Below are 16,183 nucleotides of genomic sequence, written 5' to 3'. Positions count from 1 at the left end.
GGTGATGGCGTGTTGCTTGCGGATCGCCACCAGCGTGACGCGCACCCACTGCTCCCATTCCTGGGGGCTTTGCGGGTATTGGTCGGCATGCAGCAGAAGCCCGCCGCAGATCGCACATCGTCCTTGTTGGACACCAAGGAGGTGCCGGACGGGCGCGCTCAGCGGCGGGGGGCGGCTGCCTGCGGCGGCGCTGAGTCCAGTAGTCGGTCAGCGCCGGGTCGTCGGGAGAGGCGTTCCCAACGACCATCGAATGTCGGACGATCTTCGTCCAAGCGAACTTGGGCAGGTAGGCGCCGGTGCCCCGATCGCCGAAAATCCACCGGTTGCGCTTGGACGGGTTGAAGTGGTTCCCGTGTTCACTGTGATTCGTTCGTCGGAGTAGGAGCCCGGCTATGTCCCAGCGGCTTCGCCAACGAGTACGCCGCAGACTTTCCTCGTGGCCTCCCATTCCCGCTCTCGACCACCAGAATGGGAGTTCCCGCGTCCATATCGGACGAGGAGACGCACCGCGCACGGCCCAGATCCGCCAGGTTTGAGCCGGTGTCGGTATTGAAGGACGTCGTCACGCCGGTTCCTCGCGTACTCCTCTCCATCTCGCTTGCCGGACCTGCGCCATCTGGCGGTACTGAACACGTCCCGGCGTTGTCAGGGCTGCTCCCACCCTCGCCGGCACCACCCGGCTCAGGCTGCCCTCAGCTATGCTGACCCGCTGCGACAGGCCAACGGTGGCGGTCTCTCACCTCCACTCGAACCACAGCGCCTCACGGCGCAATCGAAGATCACCGACAGCGTCAGGCTCTCAGATGCGGCCATCGAGTGTTCTCCTTCGATCTCGAAATAGGCAACTCGAAGGATCACGCGGTAGCCGTCCTCTATGGCGACGGCATGCCGTTAACCAGCGGGAACGTCCGCTGGTTCAGCGCCCGGTGCGGTCGATGACAGTTGAAGTGCTCGACATACTCGGCCAACACCTGTTCAAGATGACGTCGGTTGACGATGAGCAACCGGCCCAAACACTCCCTGCGCACGCTGCCCACCCAGCGTTCCGCGATCGCGTTCGCCCGGGGCGCACGCACCGGGCTGCGCAAGACCGATAGCCCGTGGCGCAGGACCAGGATCTCGACATCCTTGGTGGCCGAGCGTCGGGCGAGTAGATCCAATCAACGGAACAACTGCACCGTGATCAAGTACGTCAGTCGCAACAACGCGGTTTGTGAGGATCGCACGACCCGCGCGCGGACAAGACGGCAGGTCAGCGAACCAAGCTGGCGCTGCACCGACTGCGGGCCCTTGTGCCCGGTCTTGGCCATGATCACGTTCGCGGAGATGTTGTCGTCGCCAAAGGTGTACGGCCGAGGCCGCGAACGGCGACGAACGCTGTCCTTGGCTGACACGGGAGAACGTGGTGCACGGCCTGCCCCATGACATCTGGAGGCGGCGGGGAGACCTGGGGCCAGAACGCGGCCCAACCGCGCGACCCGACCACCGAGACAGGGCTCCTGGCTCAGGAGAAGACGACCGAACGCAGCTTCAGTCGATCGCCGAGTCTCTTTCCGGGGTTCATCACGCGGAAGACATCGCCCTCGCAGCCGGCGTCCAGGAACACCGTGGCGGTCGATGTGGTCAAGTTCTCCGGCGCATATCCCGGATGGTCTCCGATGTCGGGCAGGTCGATGCATACCCCGCTTTCCGGGTCGGCGAGCCCCGTTAGGACCCCGGGAAGGGGCCCGGCTTTGTACAGAAAGTCGCCGGTTGTGGCGTTCGCCGACGCGGGTATGCCCACAGCAAGGGCCACGGCGGCGACGACAGCGGTGAGGTGACGAGCACGCATGGGGAAGTCCTCCCAATCGGCAAGCGCTCAGCGGACATACGGATCGCGTCCAGACTGGACCGTGGACCGCCCGGTCAGCACCGGCCTTCCCCCATCCGAGCTCAAGTTGCACCCGATCGAGCGCCCGTCACCTGTGGAGTACACCGGCCGCCTACGGGGAGAACAAAGGTTCTGACACGTGCTAAGTGGAAATCGCCGGGTTGGCCTCACGGCGGCTGAGCTTCCACATCCAGCAGGCTGCCTATCCCAACCTTTCGTGGCGGCTCCCGGGCTCATCCCCGAAAAGCACAGGGCACCCTTGACGACCGTGCTGAGCCGAGGTGATTAGCTGTCGACGTCCGTATGCTGGTAGCCAACGTCGAGGACGGCACCCGGTGGCAAGCCGGCGCGCAGCAGTTGGAAGTCGTCCCTCGGTTGTGTGATGAACACTCCAGCAGAGCCGGTCCGCCGCGTGACCGTGCGGCGGAAACTCGCCGGCATGGCCACTCCACGGCAGGCGTTCGCGGCCGGTCCATAGTGGATCTCACCGGCGGTCGTGGCACACCACGCTCCAAGGTGGACGTTACCGTCTGCGAAGTAGTAGCCCTCGGCATAGACCATGCCGCGTGTGCCGCGCGCTTGTGTCGCGGGGCCGCGTAGGTCGTGTCGGAATGCAGGTCGGTGGCGGCGACGAACCAGGCCCCCAAGGTCAGCAGGAGGTCCTGCGCAGAGCCAAAAACCCAACCGGCGCCGGCCTTAGCCCTTGTCCGGCGCGCTTCACGGTCCAACTGGGCAGTCAGCTCATGCCAGCGTGATCACCTGCGCGGGTGACCCCAGGCCACCAGGTGATTCGCTGCCCGGCTGCGCGGAAACGACCCACAGCCACACTCGAGCGACAGACCGCACCACTGGACCCAGCGCCAGCTGCACTCACCGGTGAGCGGTTAGTCTGCCAGGTCGAAGCACCACCCGCCGCCACCAGCGCCGGTCCCCCCAGTGCGGTCCCGCCGCAGGTAGGTCATCCCATCGACCACCACAGAGTCCTCCGGCAGGCCATCCAGCGTCCGCACCCGCACCCGGCCACCGTCGTGCGGGCCGCCCACCAACTCGACCGCAACCCAGCCACACCGAAACTGGTCGGGATCATGAATCGGCGGCACGATACTCTTCACGGTAAACCGGCCGCGGGCCATTACCCAGACCACGATCGGATGACCTGAAGCCATCAACGGCCCAGGCCGAGCATGCTGGCTCAACCGACTGCGTTGATCGCGTTGCCGTCATCGACGACCCGCACCAAGCAGGTCTCGCTCTTTCCTAATCTGGGTTTGCCAAAACTCTGAAAGCAGAACACTCTCGCCCACCGTGCCGACCCTGCCGGACTGCAGGCCGGCCACGCAATTCGATCCGTGCAGAAGCTGCGTCCCACCAGCACGTCGAAGCCATCGGGCAAATCGCGCTGGCACGCCGGCTGCCCGAGCGATACACCACCACGTGACAGCCACAGTAAGCCGGCGATGTCCATGCCCTGCGGGCTGCCCCGCAACCACCCTGACGAGGATCGTGATCACCCCAGTGACAGATCACCCGTCGTACCCAATTACAGAACGCGAACCACGGCCAGCGAATCCGGTACCACAGCATGTGTTTCCGTGCGACGAATACGATCCGATGAGGGATTCCACGCTTCGACGGACCAGGCGTACCGTCCGTCCATTCCCGCGTATCGATCGTGAGTTGGTGTCGACACTGCCTGTGTGGACTCGCTTCCGTGCTGCTTGGAGGATGGTTTGTCATGGCTTCCAGTGATTCCACCGTGCCGTCCAATTCCATCCCGTTCTGTGCGGTCGAGTCCAGCATCGTCCACGTCGTGGCGTTGCGATCCTCGCTGGAAGTCTCGTTCCAGCGCTTACTGGCGGGGTCGCCTATCCGGAATTGGGCCTGATATGGCTGACTAGCGGTAGTCCGGGGCAGTCACCACCCCGTGAGGTGTTCGCTTTTCGGCTGTGAGAACGATCGGACAGGGTGTCGCACAACAGACCAATACTGGGTGTCGGTCACCGCGGGAGGGCCTGGGAGATGCGCCAGAGGCGGCGAGGCAGGTCGCCTTCTTCGAAGGCGTGGACCTCAGTCAGATTCCAGCTGTCGGCGAGGGCGTCGACCAGGTCGCGGCCGAAGAAGTGCACGGCGAAGCCGCCGTGTTCGTAGATGTCGTCTCCGTGGGGGATGCCGGCGCCGTAGTGCGCGTCGCCGGTGTGACGGACGGTGTAGACGAACACCCCGCCGGGCCGTAGGACGCGCTGGACTTCGGCCACCGCAGCGTGGATTTCCTTGGTGGACAAGGCCATGCACAGCAGCATGTGGGCGAAGACAGCGTCGACGGAGGCGTCGGGCAGCGGCAGCGGGTCGCGTACGTCGTGCACCACCGTGGTGACCCGCTGCTCGATGCCTTGATCGCGGGCGGTGTCCTCAAGCTGCTGCAGGCCGGCGGGACTGAAGTCGGTGGCCTGGACGATGAATCCCTCGCGGGCGAAGTGCAGCGCGTCGCGGCCGTGCCCAGTGCCCAGTTCCAGTACATCGCGGGCCTGCGCTGCGCGGAAGACGCCTGCGGCGTGGCGGGCCGGGGCGGATGGCGTCTCGCCGTACATACCGGGATGGGGTGCTGTAAGTGGACTGCCAGTGCGCACGCTGGGCGTGGGCAAGCTGATCGTCCCGCTCGTGTGGCGTCACGGTCTTCACTTCCCATCGGCGGCGCCGGGAGGCCGCGACCCAGCTCGGACGAACGTTCCTGACCCCTATGTCGCGCCCTCGAGCCGCTGTTTCAACGTCGCCAGATTGGCCGGCATCTCCTTGCGTGCTCCGGAGCGAACGACGAGGGGCACGAGGACCTTGCCGATGCCGTGGCCCTCGAAGTCGATCGCGATGGTCAAGCGTGACCGAGTATCGGTCAGCGGCTCGACGGTGACGTCCACAACGGCCCGGATAGGCCCGTCAATACCGCGCACACCCCAGGTTTTCGGTGGGTCGATGTGCGCGAGTTCGGCGGTGACCTGCCGATTGGCGAAGCCGATACGCCGGGTCGTGAGACATCGCGTCCCCACGCTCGGGGTACCAGAGTCGTCCATCCGGCCGTCCACGACACCCTGCTGCCATTCGGAGAAGCGAGTCGGGTCCGTGGCGTAGGCGAAAACGTCCTCCGCCGCCCGGTCCACCTCGGTACTCGTGATGATCGGTGACATTCAGCCGGCCTCCGTCAACAGGGCGGCGTACCGGGCCAGGTACAGCGGCCATCCCGCGTCGCCTGCGATGCCGTCGGTGACAGCCTGCCAACCCGGGCCGTGCCGATCGATGTTGCGGTGCTCCAGCTCCACCCGGGTGCGCTGCGGAGTCTCGGCGACAAACCGGACCTCGACCTCGCTGGTGTTGTCCGGCTCGGTCTCGATCTGCCACTGCGGGCCGATGTCCCAGCTGAACACCACACGGTCCGGTGGCTCGTAAGCGAGAACGCGCGCCCAGCGGCACTCGCTGCCGTCCACGCCGCGATCATAGATATGGCCGCCGACCCGCGGCTCGAACACGGTCTCGGCGATCTCCGCACCGAGCAGGTTGTGCTCCGCCGGTTTGAAGTCCCCGAACCGCTCGGTGAACACCGTGAACGCGCGCTCGAGCGGAGCCTCGACGACGAGCTGCTTGCGGACCACCGCGGTCGCTGCCTGGGTCATGAACTCTCCTCTGTCGGTTGTTCGACGACGTCCTCATAGCCGGTCAGCGCCCGGTTCCAGAATGTGTCGAGTTGATCACGCAACGCGGCCACGCCGGCCGGGTTGAGCCGATAAATCCGGCGGGTGCCAGCCATCCGATCGGTGACCAGCCCCGCGTCCTTGAGCACCTTCAGATGCTGGGACACCGCAGGCCTGCTGACCGGTAACTCGTCGGCAAGTTCACCTACGGCCCGGGGCCGCTCGGCCAGGCACGCGACGATGGCACGCCGGGTGCGATCTCCCAGCGCGTCCCATCCGTCGCCGACTTGGTTAGCGTCCACGAACGGTAAGTATTTACTTACCGAAGCGCTCAGGTCAAGAAGATCGTTCCCTCGAACATCAGCCCGGTTCCCGGCCAGGCAGGTGATCCCCTACGCGTCCACTGTGGCGTGCCCACACTCGGTGCGGTAACCGCGCGTCGTGCGTGGTCACCGGCTGCGTAGCGCTTCCAGGTGGCGCCGGCATCAGCGGCAATGGCCTCAGTGCGCACGACGTGGTAGCCGAGCATCCCGGCCACGACCGGTGCGGGAGCCCGCAGCAGCAGGGCTCCGATGGCGGCGCTGCGGCTGTCCATGTTGGGAATCCCAAGGTTCCGTAGATGTAGCCGCAGGGACGTGGTGTGCATCGGTTGGCCAGCTCGGCGACCGGAGAACAACAGTCGGCTGTTGGGGTTGGTCGCGGTGGTCTGGTTCGAGCGGTGGGCGACGTAGCGGGCCAACACCTCGGCGAACGGCTCCGGTACCGGTGTGAGCGGGTCGCCCAACCGCAGCAGCATGTCGTCCCCGTCGACCAGGACGTCATCGACCGTAAGCCGGGCGATCCGGTTCAGCGGCTGCGCGTAGAGCAGGATCAGCAGCCCAACCACCCGGTCGACGTCGGGCACGGCCGAGTCGATGAGTACCCGCCGGATCAGTGCCAGGCGCTGCTGGTCGATGGGAGCCCCACCGGTGCGCGCGGTGGGCGGCAGCCGGAGCCTGGGCATCCGGCGCTGCTCGACGCACCAGCGCAGGAATGGCCGGACAGGCTCTGATCGGTGGCCGTCGGGTGCCCGGCGAACCACCGGTCGAGTTCGGCCTGGGTGCAGCCGGCCAGATCACGGCCGCGGTCGGCAAGGTCGGTCAGGAACACCGCGGCCATCTTCAGTTGCTGACGCGCGTTGTTGTTGCGGTAACCACCGATCGGCCCGTCGGCAGCGACGCGGCGGAGTTTGCGCAGGACGTGCCACGCGGCGTGGCGGTTCAAGATCTTGCGGTGATCAGGATCGTCGATCGCGGCCAGCCATCCGGGCAGCCACTGCTCGAACAGGAACAGGAACCGGTCGATCGGCGGGAGCACGCCCGCGGCGATGAGCAGGTCCCGGACGTAGATCACAGACCGCCACGGAGTCCGGCGGGGGCGGCGGCGGTGACTTCCTTGTGCCAGCAGGGCTTTGCCGACTCCTCGGCCGCGGTGGCCGTCGGCGACGTAGACGGAGGTCTCGGCGACCCAGCGATGCCCGGACGTATCCCGGCGTTCCGTTGGCCAGTCCACTGTGGTCAGTCCATGCAGCATCGGCAGGACACACGAGAACTCCACCGAGGACAGGGAGTATGACGGCGGCGGAGCCTCGTCAACCACGACTACGTGGGGATCTCGCCCGTCGTGGCGAAGTCCAACCGCCTGGCGACCGAGACGGTCTGGTCGGCGAAGCGTTCGTAGAAGCGGGCCAACAGGGCCAGGCTGGTGGCCGAGCGCACGCCGTGTGGCCAGCCGGAGCCGGTGATCGTGGCCAGCACCTGGGCGTGCAGGGCATCGACGGCGTGGTCGGTCTCGTTGAGCTCGGCGTAGCCCTCGACACCGGGCTGGTCGATCAGTTCACCCAGCCGGTCCGCCATCCCAGCAGCGATCCTGCCCAGTTCGGCGAACGGGTCCTCAAGGTCAGCGGGTACCGCGTGGTTGGGGTGACTGAAGCGGGCGGTATCGGCGACGTGGGCGGCCAGATCGCCCATGCGCTCGATCTTCTCCGCCGAGTAGACCGCGGCCAGGATGCTCCGCAGGTCACCAGCGACCGGGGCCTGCAACGCCAGCAGACTGTGCGCGTTCGCCTCACAGTTACCGCGGGCCTGGTCCAGCGCGGTGTCGCCGCTGATCACCTGCTCGGCCAGGCCGAGGTCAGCGGTCAGCAACGCCTGACTGGCCTGCTGCATCGCCTGGGCGGCCAACGCGCACATCGCGACCAACTGCTCGCGCAGCCGAGTCAACTCGCCGTGGAAGGTCTCTCGCATGGACAATGAGCCTAGCGATGCCCGTTACGTACCTGTCAGAAGAGGCGTGTCAGGGCATAGGTGAGGGCTGCGACGGCGGCAGCGGCGGGCAGGGTGAGTACCCACCCGGCGACGATGTTGCCGGCCACTGCCCAGCGGACGGCGGAGCGACGGCGGGTGGCGCCCACGCCCATGATCGCGGACGTGATCACGTGGGTGGTGGAGATCGGTGCGGCGAACACGAACGCGGTCAGGTAAAGCACTGAGGACGCGGAGATCTCGGCGGCGAAGCCGTACGGCGGCGTGAGCGGGAAGATTCGCCGGCCGAGGGTCCGCATGATCCGCAGACCGCCCGCATATGTTCCGGCGGCGAGTGCGAGCGCGCACAGCGCGATCACCCAGAACGGCACGTCGAATCCCGTCTGCCGGCCGGTGATCACGAGGCCGAGCACGATCACTCCCATGCTCTTCTGCGCGTCCTGCAGGCCGTGCCCGAACGCCAGGCTCGCCGCGGACAGGATCTGTGCCCGGCGCATCCCACGGCTGACGCGATGTGCGTCGGCGGACCGGAACAGCCAGAGCATCCCCGTCATCACCAGGTAGCCGAGGATGAACCCGACAGCGGGCGAGATGACCATCGGCAGCACGACCTTCTCGACCACGCCGCCCCACTGCACGGTCGTCGCCGAGGCCAGTGCGGCGCCGACCAGGCCGCCGATCAACGCGTGCGATGACGACGAGGGCAGGCCGAAGTACCAGGTGATCAGGTTCCAGGTGATCGCCCCGAGCACGGCCGCGATCACCACGGTCACCCCGTGGGTCGGTGTGCTGATCACGCCTTTGGCGACGGTCACCGCCACTCCGGTGCCGGCCAGCGCGCCGGCCAGGTTCATGATTCCGGCCAGCACCAACGCCCCGCGCAGGGACAGCGCCTTGGTCGATACCGCCGAGGCGATCGCGTTCGCGGCGTCGTGGAAACCGTTGGTGAAGTCGAACGCCAGAGAAAGGACAATCAGGACAAGCAGCACCAGATCCGCCGAACTCACCGGTCAGGACTCCTTGACCGCGATCGTGTGCACCACGTCGGCCACGTGCTCGAAGGCGTCCGCGGCCGATTCGAGCTGGTCGACGATCTCCTTGAGTTTCAGTACGGTCAACGTGTCCAGTTCGCCGCTGAACAGCCATGACAGCAGCCGCCGGTAGACTTGGTCGGCTTCGTTCTCCAGGTCGTTCACGCGCACCCAGTAGGTGTCCAGGGTGGATGGTTTGGCCAGTTTCGGCATCGCCTCGACGGTCAGGGCAGCCGCCTGGCACAGCAACTCCACCTGAGTGTGTACCCCGGCGGGCAGGTCTCGCAGTTGGTACAGGGTGGCAAGGTCGACCGCGGCGTCGATGAAGTCGATCACGTCGTCCAGCCGGACGGCGAGCCGATAGATGTCCTCCCGGTCGAACGGGGTGATGAAGGCGCGGTTGAGATGGTCGAGAATGTCGTGCGTCGCCTCGTCCCCGGCGTGCTCGACCTCGTGCATCCGCTGGGATAACTCCTGATGCTGTTCCGGCGGGGCGTTGACGTACTGGCGCAGCACCTCGACGGAGTCGCTGATGTTCGCGCCTGCCTTGACGAACAGCGTGAAGAACGTGGTGTCCCGAGGTCGCAGCCGCAGGCGCATGTTCGGTTCCTTCCGGATGGACTTTGGTAGGCGGACCGTACCCGGGACACGACCGGCCGGAAGTTCGCCCTGAGGTGGGGTTAGGGCGGGCTGGCTTGATCTCGCCCGGCGGACGGGTGATGCTGCTGGGCGCGGTCGAACGTGGATGGAGGCGCGATATGTGGTCCCGGATGGTGCGACGAGGCATGATCGCCGGGTTGGCGGTCCCCGCGCTGGTAGTCAGCGCGGTCCCGGCAGGCGCCTGGCCGGATCGCGGGCATCACGGTGGAATCGACCACATCGTGGTGATCTACGAGGAGAACCACAGCTTCGACAACCTGTTCGGCGGTTGGGAGGGCGTGGACGGGCTGCGTCACGCCCATGCGCAGCGCCAGGTCGCCCCGGACGGCTCGCGGTTGCCGTGCCTGCCGCAGAACGACGTCAACCTGACCTCGCCGCCGCTGCCGGTCACCTGCGGGTCGACCTCGGCGTTCACCAATCGGCCGTTCTCGATCGACACCTACATCCAGCCGCCGGACACGACGTGCCCGAAGCCCGGCCAGTTCGTGCCCAACGGCATCCCGAAAGGACAGGGTTTGCCCGGGGGCTGCACGCGGGATCTGGTGCACCGCTTCTACAACGAGCAGTACCAGATCAACGGCGGGGCGATGAACCGGTACGTGGCCGGCAGTGACGCGGTCGGTCTGGTGATGGGCACGTACGACACCCGGGGTCTGCCGATCTACGAGTACCTGCACGGCAGGCACGCGCCGGACTACGCGATCGCCGACCGGTTGTTCCAAGGCGCGTTCGGCGGGTCGTTCCTCAACCACCAGTGGCTGATCACCCCGTACACCCCGACCTGGCCCGGCGCCGTGCGCGGCGGGCCGGACGACCTGCACTCGGTCGTCGGCCCGGACGGCTTCCCGGCCGGCACACCGCTGCACCCGGCCACCCCGGGCACGGCCGATCGGGCACTGACCCAGGCCGCCAACCCGGACGGGACGTGCCTGGTGCCGGCCGGGATGGCGCCGCCGGCCGGGACGGTGTGCGGGGACTTCGCGATCAACACCATCCAGCCGCCGTATCAGCCCTACGCCCCAGGCACGCCGGTGGCGCGGCGGCTGCCACCGCAGACCACCCCGACCATCGGCGATCGGCTGTCCGCCGCGGGAGTGGACTGGGCGTGGTACTCCGGCGGATGGGACAACGCCAACGGCAACGTCGGCGGACCAGGCTGGACCAACGGCAGCACGCCCGGCACCTGCACCAGCCCACGCACAGCAGCGGGCGCGACGTACCCGAACTGCCCCGACGCCACTTTCCAGTACCACCACCAGCCGTTCAACTACTACGCCACCCTCGCCCCCGGGACCCCGGCCCGCGCCGCCCACTTGCGAGACGAGGTGGAGTTCATCTCCGCCGCCAAGGCCGGGCGACTCAAGCCGGTGAGCTTCATCAAGCCGGTCGGCGAGGAGAACGAGCACCCCGGCTACGCCAGCGAGGACGCCGGCAGCCTGCACCTGGTCGACCTGATCAAGGCCGTCGAGAACGGCCCGGACGCGGCGCACACCCTGATCGTGGTGACCTACGACGAGTTCGGCGGGCAATGGGACCACGTCCCGCCACCGGCCGCGGCCCGGCACGGGGTCGCCGACCAGTGGGGGCCGGGCACCCGCATCCCCGCCCTGCTCATCTCCCCGCAACTGCGCCGATCGTTCAGTGTGGACCACACCGCCCACGACACCACCTCGATCATGGCCACCATCGAACGCCGGTGGAACCTGACACCGCTGGGCAACCGGGACGCCCGGGTCGCCGACCTGTTCACCGCCCTACGCTGACGCCATCCCCGGCGGCAAGGTGAGATCAAGCGGCGAGGCTGTTGGCGTCGTCGCCGGACACGGACAGCACCCCGGGAATCTCAGCGAGTGCGGCGACCAACTCGTTGACCGAACCGGCTCCCTGCACGGTGAGCCACACACCCCACCATCGAAGGCCATTCACACTTCTGTCCTTCCCAGACGATCGCCAACCAGACCTCGCTCACACACGACACCCACTCGGCGCACACCGCACCCACGACCTCCCCACCGTCGCGAACCTCCACCGCACCTTCGACCTACTCGCCAAGACTCCGCACGATTCCCGCAGCTACTTCATGCCCCCGGCGGCACTCGATCGCGTCCACTCAGGGCTGAGATATGCCTGACCACCTGACCGACCTCAAGGGTTCGGGCAGCCATCGGGCTCAGCGTGCTGAACCTCTACTACGCCGCCGCTCTTATCACCGATAGCCGAATCCCTGGCCATGCCCGCACACACCCCTTGCTCGGTCGGCCTCGTTGGCTCAGATCAGATACGCGATCGGCCTGGCCCTTCTCGTTCCGCTCGGCGATTCGGTCAACTGGCGCCGGTTGGTGACCGTTCTGATGTCCGCCACCGCAACGGTGCTGGGCTTGTTGCCGTTACCCTTCTCTTGGTCAGGTTCTCGGTTCCATCCTGGCGGAAATGCTGATCAGTACCCTGCTGCGTCGAATGCTTGCTGGGTTCCGGACACTTGACATGGCCCAGCGAGTGGCCTGGGGGACGCATGCTGGCTCGGGGCTGGCTGCGGAGCAGTGGCGCTCACCGTCCGGTGGGTCATGACCCTGCTACGACGTAATCGCCACCGGAAGGGCGCCGCGACATCTACGCTGCCCTCATGATCGATCGTGCCCGCCTATCGATCGTGCCCGCCTGTGGTGTCTGCGCCATGCCGAGTCCGAGAATGTCATCGGCGGTGTCGCCGGCGCCGTTCCCAGAGCACCGTTGACACCACGGGGCCATGAACAAGCAGCGGCTGCCGCCCGTGCACTCGCACATGAGCCGATCGTCAAAGTCTATGCCAGCACGGCATTGCGCGCACGCCAGACCGCCGACACCATCGCGGCCACAATGAACCTCGACGTCGCCACCATGACCGAGCTGGTCGAGGTCGGGATCGGCACAGCCGAAGGCACGGTTGACCCCGTCATTCGGGCACAGACGGCTGAAGTGCTCCATGCTTGGGTGGTTCATCAAGACCTGGACCGACGAGTCGCCGATGGCGAGACCGGCCACGAGGTCCTTGCCCGGGTGAGTTCGGCCTTTACGGAGATCGCGGCAAGACACTCAGGTACCACCGTCGCGGTAGTCGGTCACGTCGCCACCCTCACGGTCGCGGTGAGTCTGCTCTGTGGTCTCGGCTCACGGGTATGGGGAACACCTCTCGCCCATGCCGAACCCTTCCTCGTCGAGTGGGACGGCCAAGGCTGGTCTTGTTCGGCATGGCCCACCGGGGCGGTCTAGTGCTGCGTCACGCAACGTTGGGTAGGTAATCCGGGCGGCGGATCTTGGAGTTGGACGATGTTGGCCGCCTACTTGGATGGCGCCCACCGAAACTCCCGACACCGCGCGGCAAGGGTCCTCGGTGGCAGCTCGGCGGTGAACGCCTGCGTCGCGCTACGCGCGTCCCACCGACTTCGCCAACTCGGCCAAGCATGGCATCGACGGCTGGTCGTACGAAGACGTGCTACCGACGGTCAAACTGCTGGAGAACACACCTACCCGCGAGGACGCGTATCACGGGCGGACCGGTTCGCTTCCGAACCCAGCAACGCTCGGACGCCGTGACACCGTCGTTGCGGGCGTTCGTCGAGGCCTCGGTCGCGCACGGATACCAGCGGGTGCACGACCTCAACGGCGCCGAGCAGAACGGCGCGGACGGCTACCCGGTGGACGTGGTCGACAGAGTCCGGGTTTCCTCGCGCCGGTCGGGCGGTGTCACGATGGTGACGTCCTGAGGGCGGCCGGGCGATGGGGATAGCGCCCTTTCCCGGCCCACCTAGCCGAGTGGACCGGTGGGTCGGGAAGGCGGTAAGGACCAGCTGGGATCAGACAGTCGCGGCGACTTCGGCTTTGCGGCCTTCGTAGTAGGTCTGCATTTTCTGGTTGGCGGTGGCGATGGTGTTCAGGGAGTCGGTGAAGGTTTCGAGTTCGGTGCCGGGGATGGCGGCGAGGAGTCGGTCGTCGGAGATTTCGGTGTATGTGCGCATGCCCATGCAGCCCAGGGAGATTGTGGCGGTGTGGCTGGACATGGCGGTGGGGAGTGCGGCGCAGGCGGGGCGGCCGTTGGCCCTGGGGGCGTCGGTGGTGGTCCAGCTGGCGCTGCCGGCGGCTTCGTTGTAGAGCATGGCTTGGCGGGGGGTGAGCCAGAGTACGACGACGTCGGGGTCGATGGGTAGGTCGGTGAGTGGGCCGTAGAGGATGCCGGTGCTCGCTTTGGTGTTGGTGGGGATTTTGGCGGGTTCAGCGGCGTCGAGGTAGTTGCAGTCGCATGCGGTGGTGACGACGGCGCCGAGTTCTTGTTGCTGCTGTTCAGGTAGGGCGAAGCCCATTACCATCGCGCCGAGCACGCAGTTGAAGTGTTCTTCGGCGGTGGCGTAGAAGACGCCTTGTTCGGCCATTCGCCAGAACGCGCAGGTTGAGGCGACCGGGTGGGCGGGTGCGGGGACACCGGCGGGTGGGGTGTCGGTGAAGGTGAGCGCGACCGGTGCGGTGTTCAGTGCGAGCGCGGTGCTGATGCGTTCGGCGATGGAACTTCGATCCATGGCGTAGGCACCTCTCGTTGTCTCATTTTGTTTTCGTGGTGGTGAACCTCGTTCGGCTGCGGGAGCGTCGACGCGGGTGCCGGTTAGGCGGCGTGGGCCAGGGCGCGTTGTCCGGGGGCGTCGGTGTCGTCGGGGACTTTGGGGTTGTAGAGGAGGACGAGGGCGGAGTTGAGGACGACGGAGATGAAGCTGGCGGCGTGGAAGAGCACCGCGGTGCCGGGTGAGATCAACCCGGCCAGGGCCAGGATCAGGCCGACGATGTTGTAGCCGGTGGCGAAGAGGATGTTGATCTGGATGGTGCGGATCCCGCGCCGGCACAGGCGGGCGGCGGCCAGCACGCGGGACAGGTGGTCGCCGTGCACGACGATGTCGGCGGCCAGCGCGGCGACTTCGGCGCCGGGGGTGACCATCGCGACCCCGACGTCTGCCGCGGCGAGGGCGGTGGCGTCGTTGATGCCGTCGCCGATCATCGTCACGACGTTGCCCTGGTGTTTCCAGCGTTGGACTTCTTCGAGTTTGGCTTCGGGGGTGGCCTGGGCGCGGTAGTCGATCCCGAGTTGGGTGGCGACGGCTTGGGCGGGGCGGGATCGGTCGCCGGTGACCATGACGATGTCGCGGACCCCGAGCTTGCGTAGCCCGGCGATCACCTGTGCGGCGCTGTTGCGGGGTTGGGCGAGGAACCCGAGAAGCCCGATCACGGTGCGGCCGTCGACGACGTAGGCGACGGTGTACCCGGCTTCTTCGCGGCGGGCGGCTTGGGCGCGCACCGTGGCGGGGATGGGGAAGCTGCGCCGTTGCAGGAAGCGTTCGTTGCCGACGGCCAGATTGTGTCCGGTGTGGACGGCAAGAACGCCGTGGCCGCTGGCGACCTCGAAGTGCTGCGGATCGGGGATGTCCAGGTCCCGTTGGGTGGCCGCGGCGCCGATGGCGCGGGCGAGCGGGTGGGTGGAGGGCTTCTCCGCGATCGCGGCGAGGGTGAGGACCTCGTTCTCGGTGTGGCCGAAGCTGTCGATGGTGACCAGTTGCGGGGTGGAGGCGGTCAGCGTGCCGGTCTTGTCCAGCAACACCACCTGGGTGCGGCTACAAGCCTCGATCGCGGAACCGCCCTTGATGACCAGACCACGGCGGGCGGCGTTGCCGACGGTGGCGATCAACGCCAGCGGTGTGGACGCGGTGAACGCGCAGGGGGTGATGACGAGCAGGATCGCCGCGACTCGTTCCAGTGACCCGGTGAGGATGCCAGCGATCGCGGCGGCGAGCAGGACCAGCGGCAGGAACCAGCGCAGGAACAGGTCGACGGTCCGTTTGGCCGGTACGTGCGCGCGTTGGGCTTGGCGCATGAGCGTGACGATGCGGGCCACCGCGTTGTCCTCGGCGGCGACGGTGGCGCGCACGTGGATGATGCCTTGCAGGTTGGAGGTGCCGGCGTAGACGTGGTCGCCGACACCGTGGTCGGCGGGCACGGATTCCCCGGTGAGCATCGACTCGTCCACCGCGGTCTCGCCGTGTTCGATCACCCCGTCAACGGGGATCCGCTCGTCGGGATGCACCGCGACGAGCTGTCCCACAGCGACTTTCTCGACAGGCACCATTCGGGTGCCGTCTTTGGTGAGCAGCCGCGCCTGGCGGGGCACGAGTTTCATCAGGGCTTCCACGGCGTTGCGGGCGTGGCGGCCGGCCCAGGCCATCAGGGTTTCTCCGAGCCAGAGGATGAACACGACCCAGGAGGCGTACCAGTACTCCTGTTCATAGACGACCGCGATGAGCGCGAGGGTGATGAACACTTCGGTGGTCAGTTTGTTGCGGGCGAACAGCACGGTCTTGGCCGCGATGAGGAACATCGGTGTGCCCAGGGCGAGTCCGATCAGGCTGATCCCGTGGCCGATGGTGGTCCACGGCTCGCTGTGGACCCACAGCATGATCACTAGTCCGCTGAGCATGCAGGTGGCGGCTGCGGCGAAGAAGGACACGTTGCGGCGGAACAGGCGTTCCTGACTCAGATCCGCCTCGCCGAACAGGCCGCCTTCCGCTGGCGCGGGGGTGGCGGTGTCAGTGGTCATGGCAACGATAGTCCTTTGTGGTCGAAAAT

18 protein-coding genes are annotated in these 16,183 nt (G+C 66.9%); 3 read left to right on the top strand and 15 right to left on the bottom strand.

Annotated elements, in window-relative coordinates:
- Window positions 1-872: 872 nt before the first annotated feature.
- The 12 genes from EV192_RS18940 to EV192_RS18885 form a co-directional block, all read right to left on the bottom strand.
- On the bottom strand, window positions 873-1,160 hold the full coding sequence (locus EV192_RS18940) for an integrase core domain-containing protein (protein WP_132117128.1): 288 nt from the start codon (window positions 1,158-1,160) through the stop codon (window positions 873-875).
- Window positions 1,161-1,394, bottom strand: coding sequence for a hypothetical protein (locus tag EV192_RS18935; RefSeq protein WP_132117126.1), 234 nt, complete (start codon window positions 1,392-1,394; stop codon window positions 1,161-1,163).
- Between the two features lie 110 nt (window positions 1,395-1,504).
- On the bottom strand, window positions 1,505-1,831 hold the full coding sequence (locus tag EV192_RS18930; RefSeq protein ID WP_132117124.1) for a hypothetical protein: 327 nt from the start codon (window positions 1,829-1,831) through the stop codon (window positions 1,505-1,507).
- A 2,036-nt stretch (window positions 1,832-3,867) separates the two neighbouring features.
- Window positions 3,868-4,458, bottom strand: coding sequence for a class I SAM-dependent methyltransferase (locus EV192_RS18925; protein WP_243726933.1), 591 nt, complete (start codon window positions 4,456-4,458; stop codon window positions 3,868-3,870).
- A gap of 147 nt (window positions 4,459-4,605) precedes the next feature.
- The gene (locus EV192_RS18920) at window positions 4,606-5,049 is read right to left on the bottom strand and encodes an SRPBCC family protein (protein ID WP_132117122.1); all 444 of its coding nucleotides are present in this window, start codon (window positions 5,047-5,049) and stop codon (window positions 4,606-4,608) included.
- Window positions 5,050-5,532, bottom strand: coding sequence for an SRPBCC family protein (locus tag EV192_RS18915; RefSeq protein WP_132117120.1), 483 nt, complete (start codon window positions 5,530-5,532; stop codon window positions 5,050-5,052). It lies immediately after the preceding gene.
- Window positions 5,529-5,852 (bottom strand): ArsR/SmtB family transcription factor, encoded by a 324-nt coding sequence (locus EV192_RS18910; RefSeq protein WP_207926130.1) that lies wholly within the window; start codon window positions 5,850-5,852, stop codon window positions 5,529-5,531. The genes EV192_RS18915 and EV192_RS18910 overlap by 4 nt, the downstream gene beginning before the upstream one ends.
- 29 nt (window positions 5,853-5,881) lie before the next feature.
- A complete protein-coding gene (locus EV192_RS18905; RefSeq protein ID WP_132117118.1) occupies window positions 5,882-6,553 on the bottom strand; it encodes a hypothetical protein in 672 nt (223 codons plus the stop codon).
- Complete coding sequence (locus EV192_RS18900; protein WP_132117116.1) at window positions 6,481-7,188, bottom strand: GNAT family N-acetyltransferase; 708 nt, start codon at window positions 7,186-7,188, stop codon at window positions 6,481-6,483. The genes EV192_RS18905 and EV192_RS18900 overlap by 73 nt, the downstream gene beginning before the upstream one ends.
- Window positions 7,189-7,190: 2 nt before the next feature.
- Window positions 7,191-7,835 (bottom strand): phosphate signaling complex protein PhoU, encoded by a 645-nt coding sequence (gene phoU, locus EV192_RS18895; protein WP_132117114.1) that lies wholly within the window; start codon window positions 7,833-7,835, stop codon window positions 7,191-7,193.
- Window positions 7,836-7,870: 35 nt separating this feature from the next.
- The gene (locus tag EV192_RS18890) at window positions 7,871-8,860 is read right to left on the bottom strand and encodes an inorganic phosphate transporter (protein WP_132117112.1); all 990 of its coding nucleotides are present in this window, start codon (window positions 8,858-8,860) and stop codon (window positions 7,871-7,873) included.
- Between the two features lie 3 nt (window positions 8,861-8,863).
- Window positions 8,864-9,484 carry a DUF47 domain-containing protein gene (locus EV192_RS18885; protein WP_132117110.1) on the bottom strand — a complete coding sequence of 207 codons (621 nt, stop codon included), beginning with the start codon at window positions 9,482-9,484 and terminating at the stop codon, window positions 8,864-8,866.
- Between the two features lie 185 nt (window positions 9,485-9,669).
- Between EV192_RS18885 and acpA the strand changes: the two genes are divergently transcribed.
- Window positions 9,670-11,307 (top strand): acid phosphatase, encoded by a 1,638-nt coding sequence (gene acpA, locus EV192_RS18880; protein ID WP_165960472.1) that lies wholly within the window; start codon window positions 9,670-9,672, stop codon window positions 11,305-11,307.
- A 25-nt stretch (window positions 11,308-11,332) separates the two neighbouring features.
- Here the strand turns inward: acpA and EV192_RS53910 are convergent, their stop codons facing one another.
- On the bottom strand, window positions 11,333-11,470 hold the full coding sequence (locus EV192_RS53910; protein ID WP_165960471.1) for a hypothetical protein: 138 nt from the start codon (window positions 11,468-11,470) through the stop codon (window positions 11,333-11,335).
- 657 nt (window positions 11,471-12,127) lie between these two features.
- Here EV192_RS53910 and EV192_RS18875 point away from each other — a divergent pair.
- A complete protein-coding gene (locus tag EV192_RS18875; protein ID WP_207926173.1) occupies window positions 12,128-12,793 on the top strand; it encodes a histidine phosphatase family protein in 666 nt (221 codons plus the stop codon).
- A gap of 320 nt (window positions 12,794-13,113) precedes the next feature.
- A complete protein-coding gene (locus EV192_RS53905) occupies window positions 13,114-13,287 on the top strand; it encodes a hypothetical protein (protein WP_165960470.1) in 174 nt (57 codons plus the stop codon).
- 90 nt (window positions 13,288-13,377) lie between these two features.
- Here the strand turns inward: EV192_RS53905 and EV192_RS18870 are convergent, their stop codons facing one another.
- Window positions 13,378-14,094 (bottom strand): DUF169 domain-containing protein, encoded by a 717-nt coding sequence (locus EV192_RS18870; RefSeq protein WP_132117104.1) that lies wholly within the window; start codon window positions 14,092-14,094, stop codon window positions 13,378-13,380.
- Window positions 14,095-14,177: 83 nt separating this feature from the next.
- Window positions 14,178-16,154 (bottom strand): heavy metal translocating P-type ATPase, encoded by a 1,977-nt coding sequence (locus tag EV192_RS18865; protein WP_132117102.1) that lies wholly within the window; start codon window positions 16,152-16,154, stop codon window positions 14,178-14,180.
- Window positions 16,155-16,183 lie beyond the last annotated feature (29 nt).

The organism is Actinocrispum wychmicini, from assembly GCF_004345645.1.
Classification (GTDB): Bacteria; Actinomycetota; Actinomycetes; order Mycobacteriales; family Pseudonocardiaceae; genus Kibdelosporangium; species Kibdelosporangium wychmicini.
The sequence above is the reverse complement of the archived record's forward strand: the minus strand, read 5'-3'. Positions and strand labels throughout refer to the sequence as shown.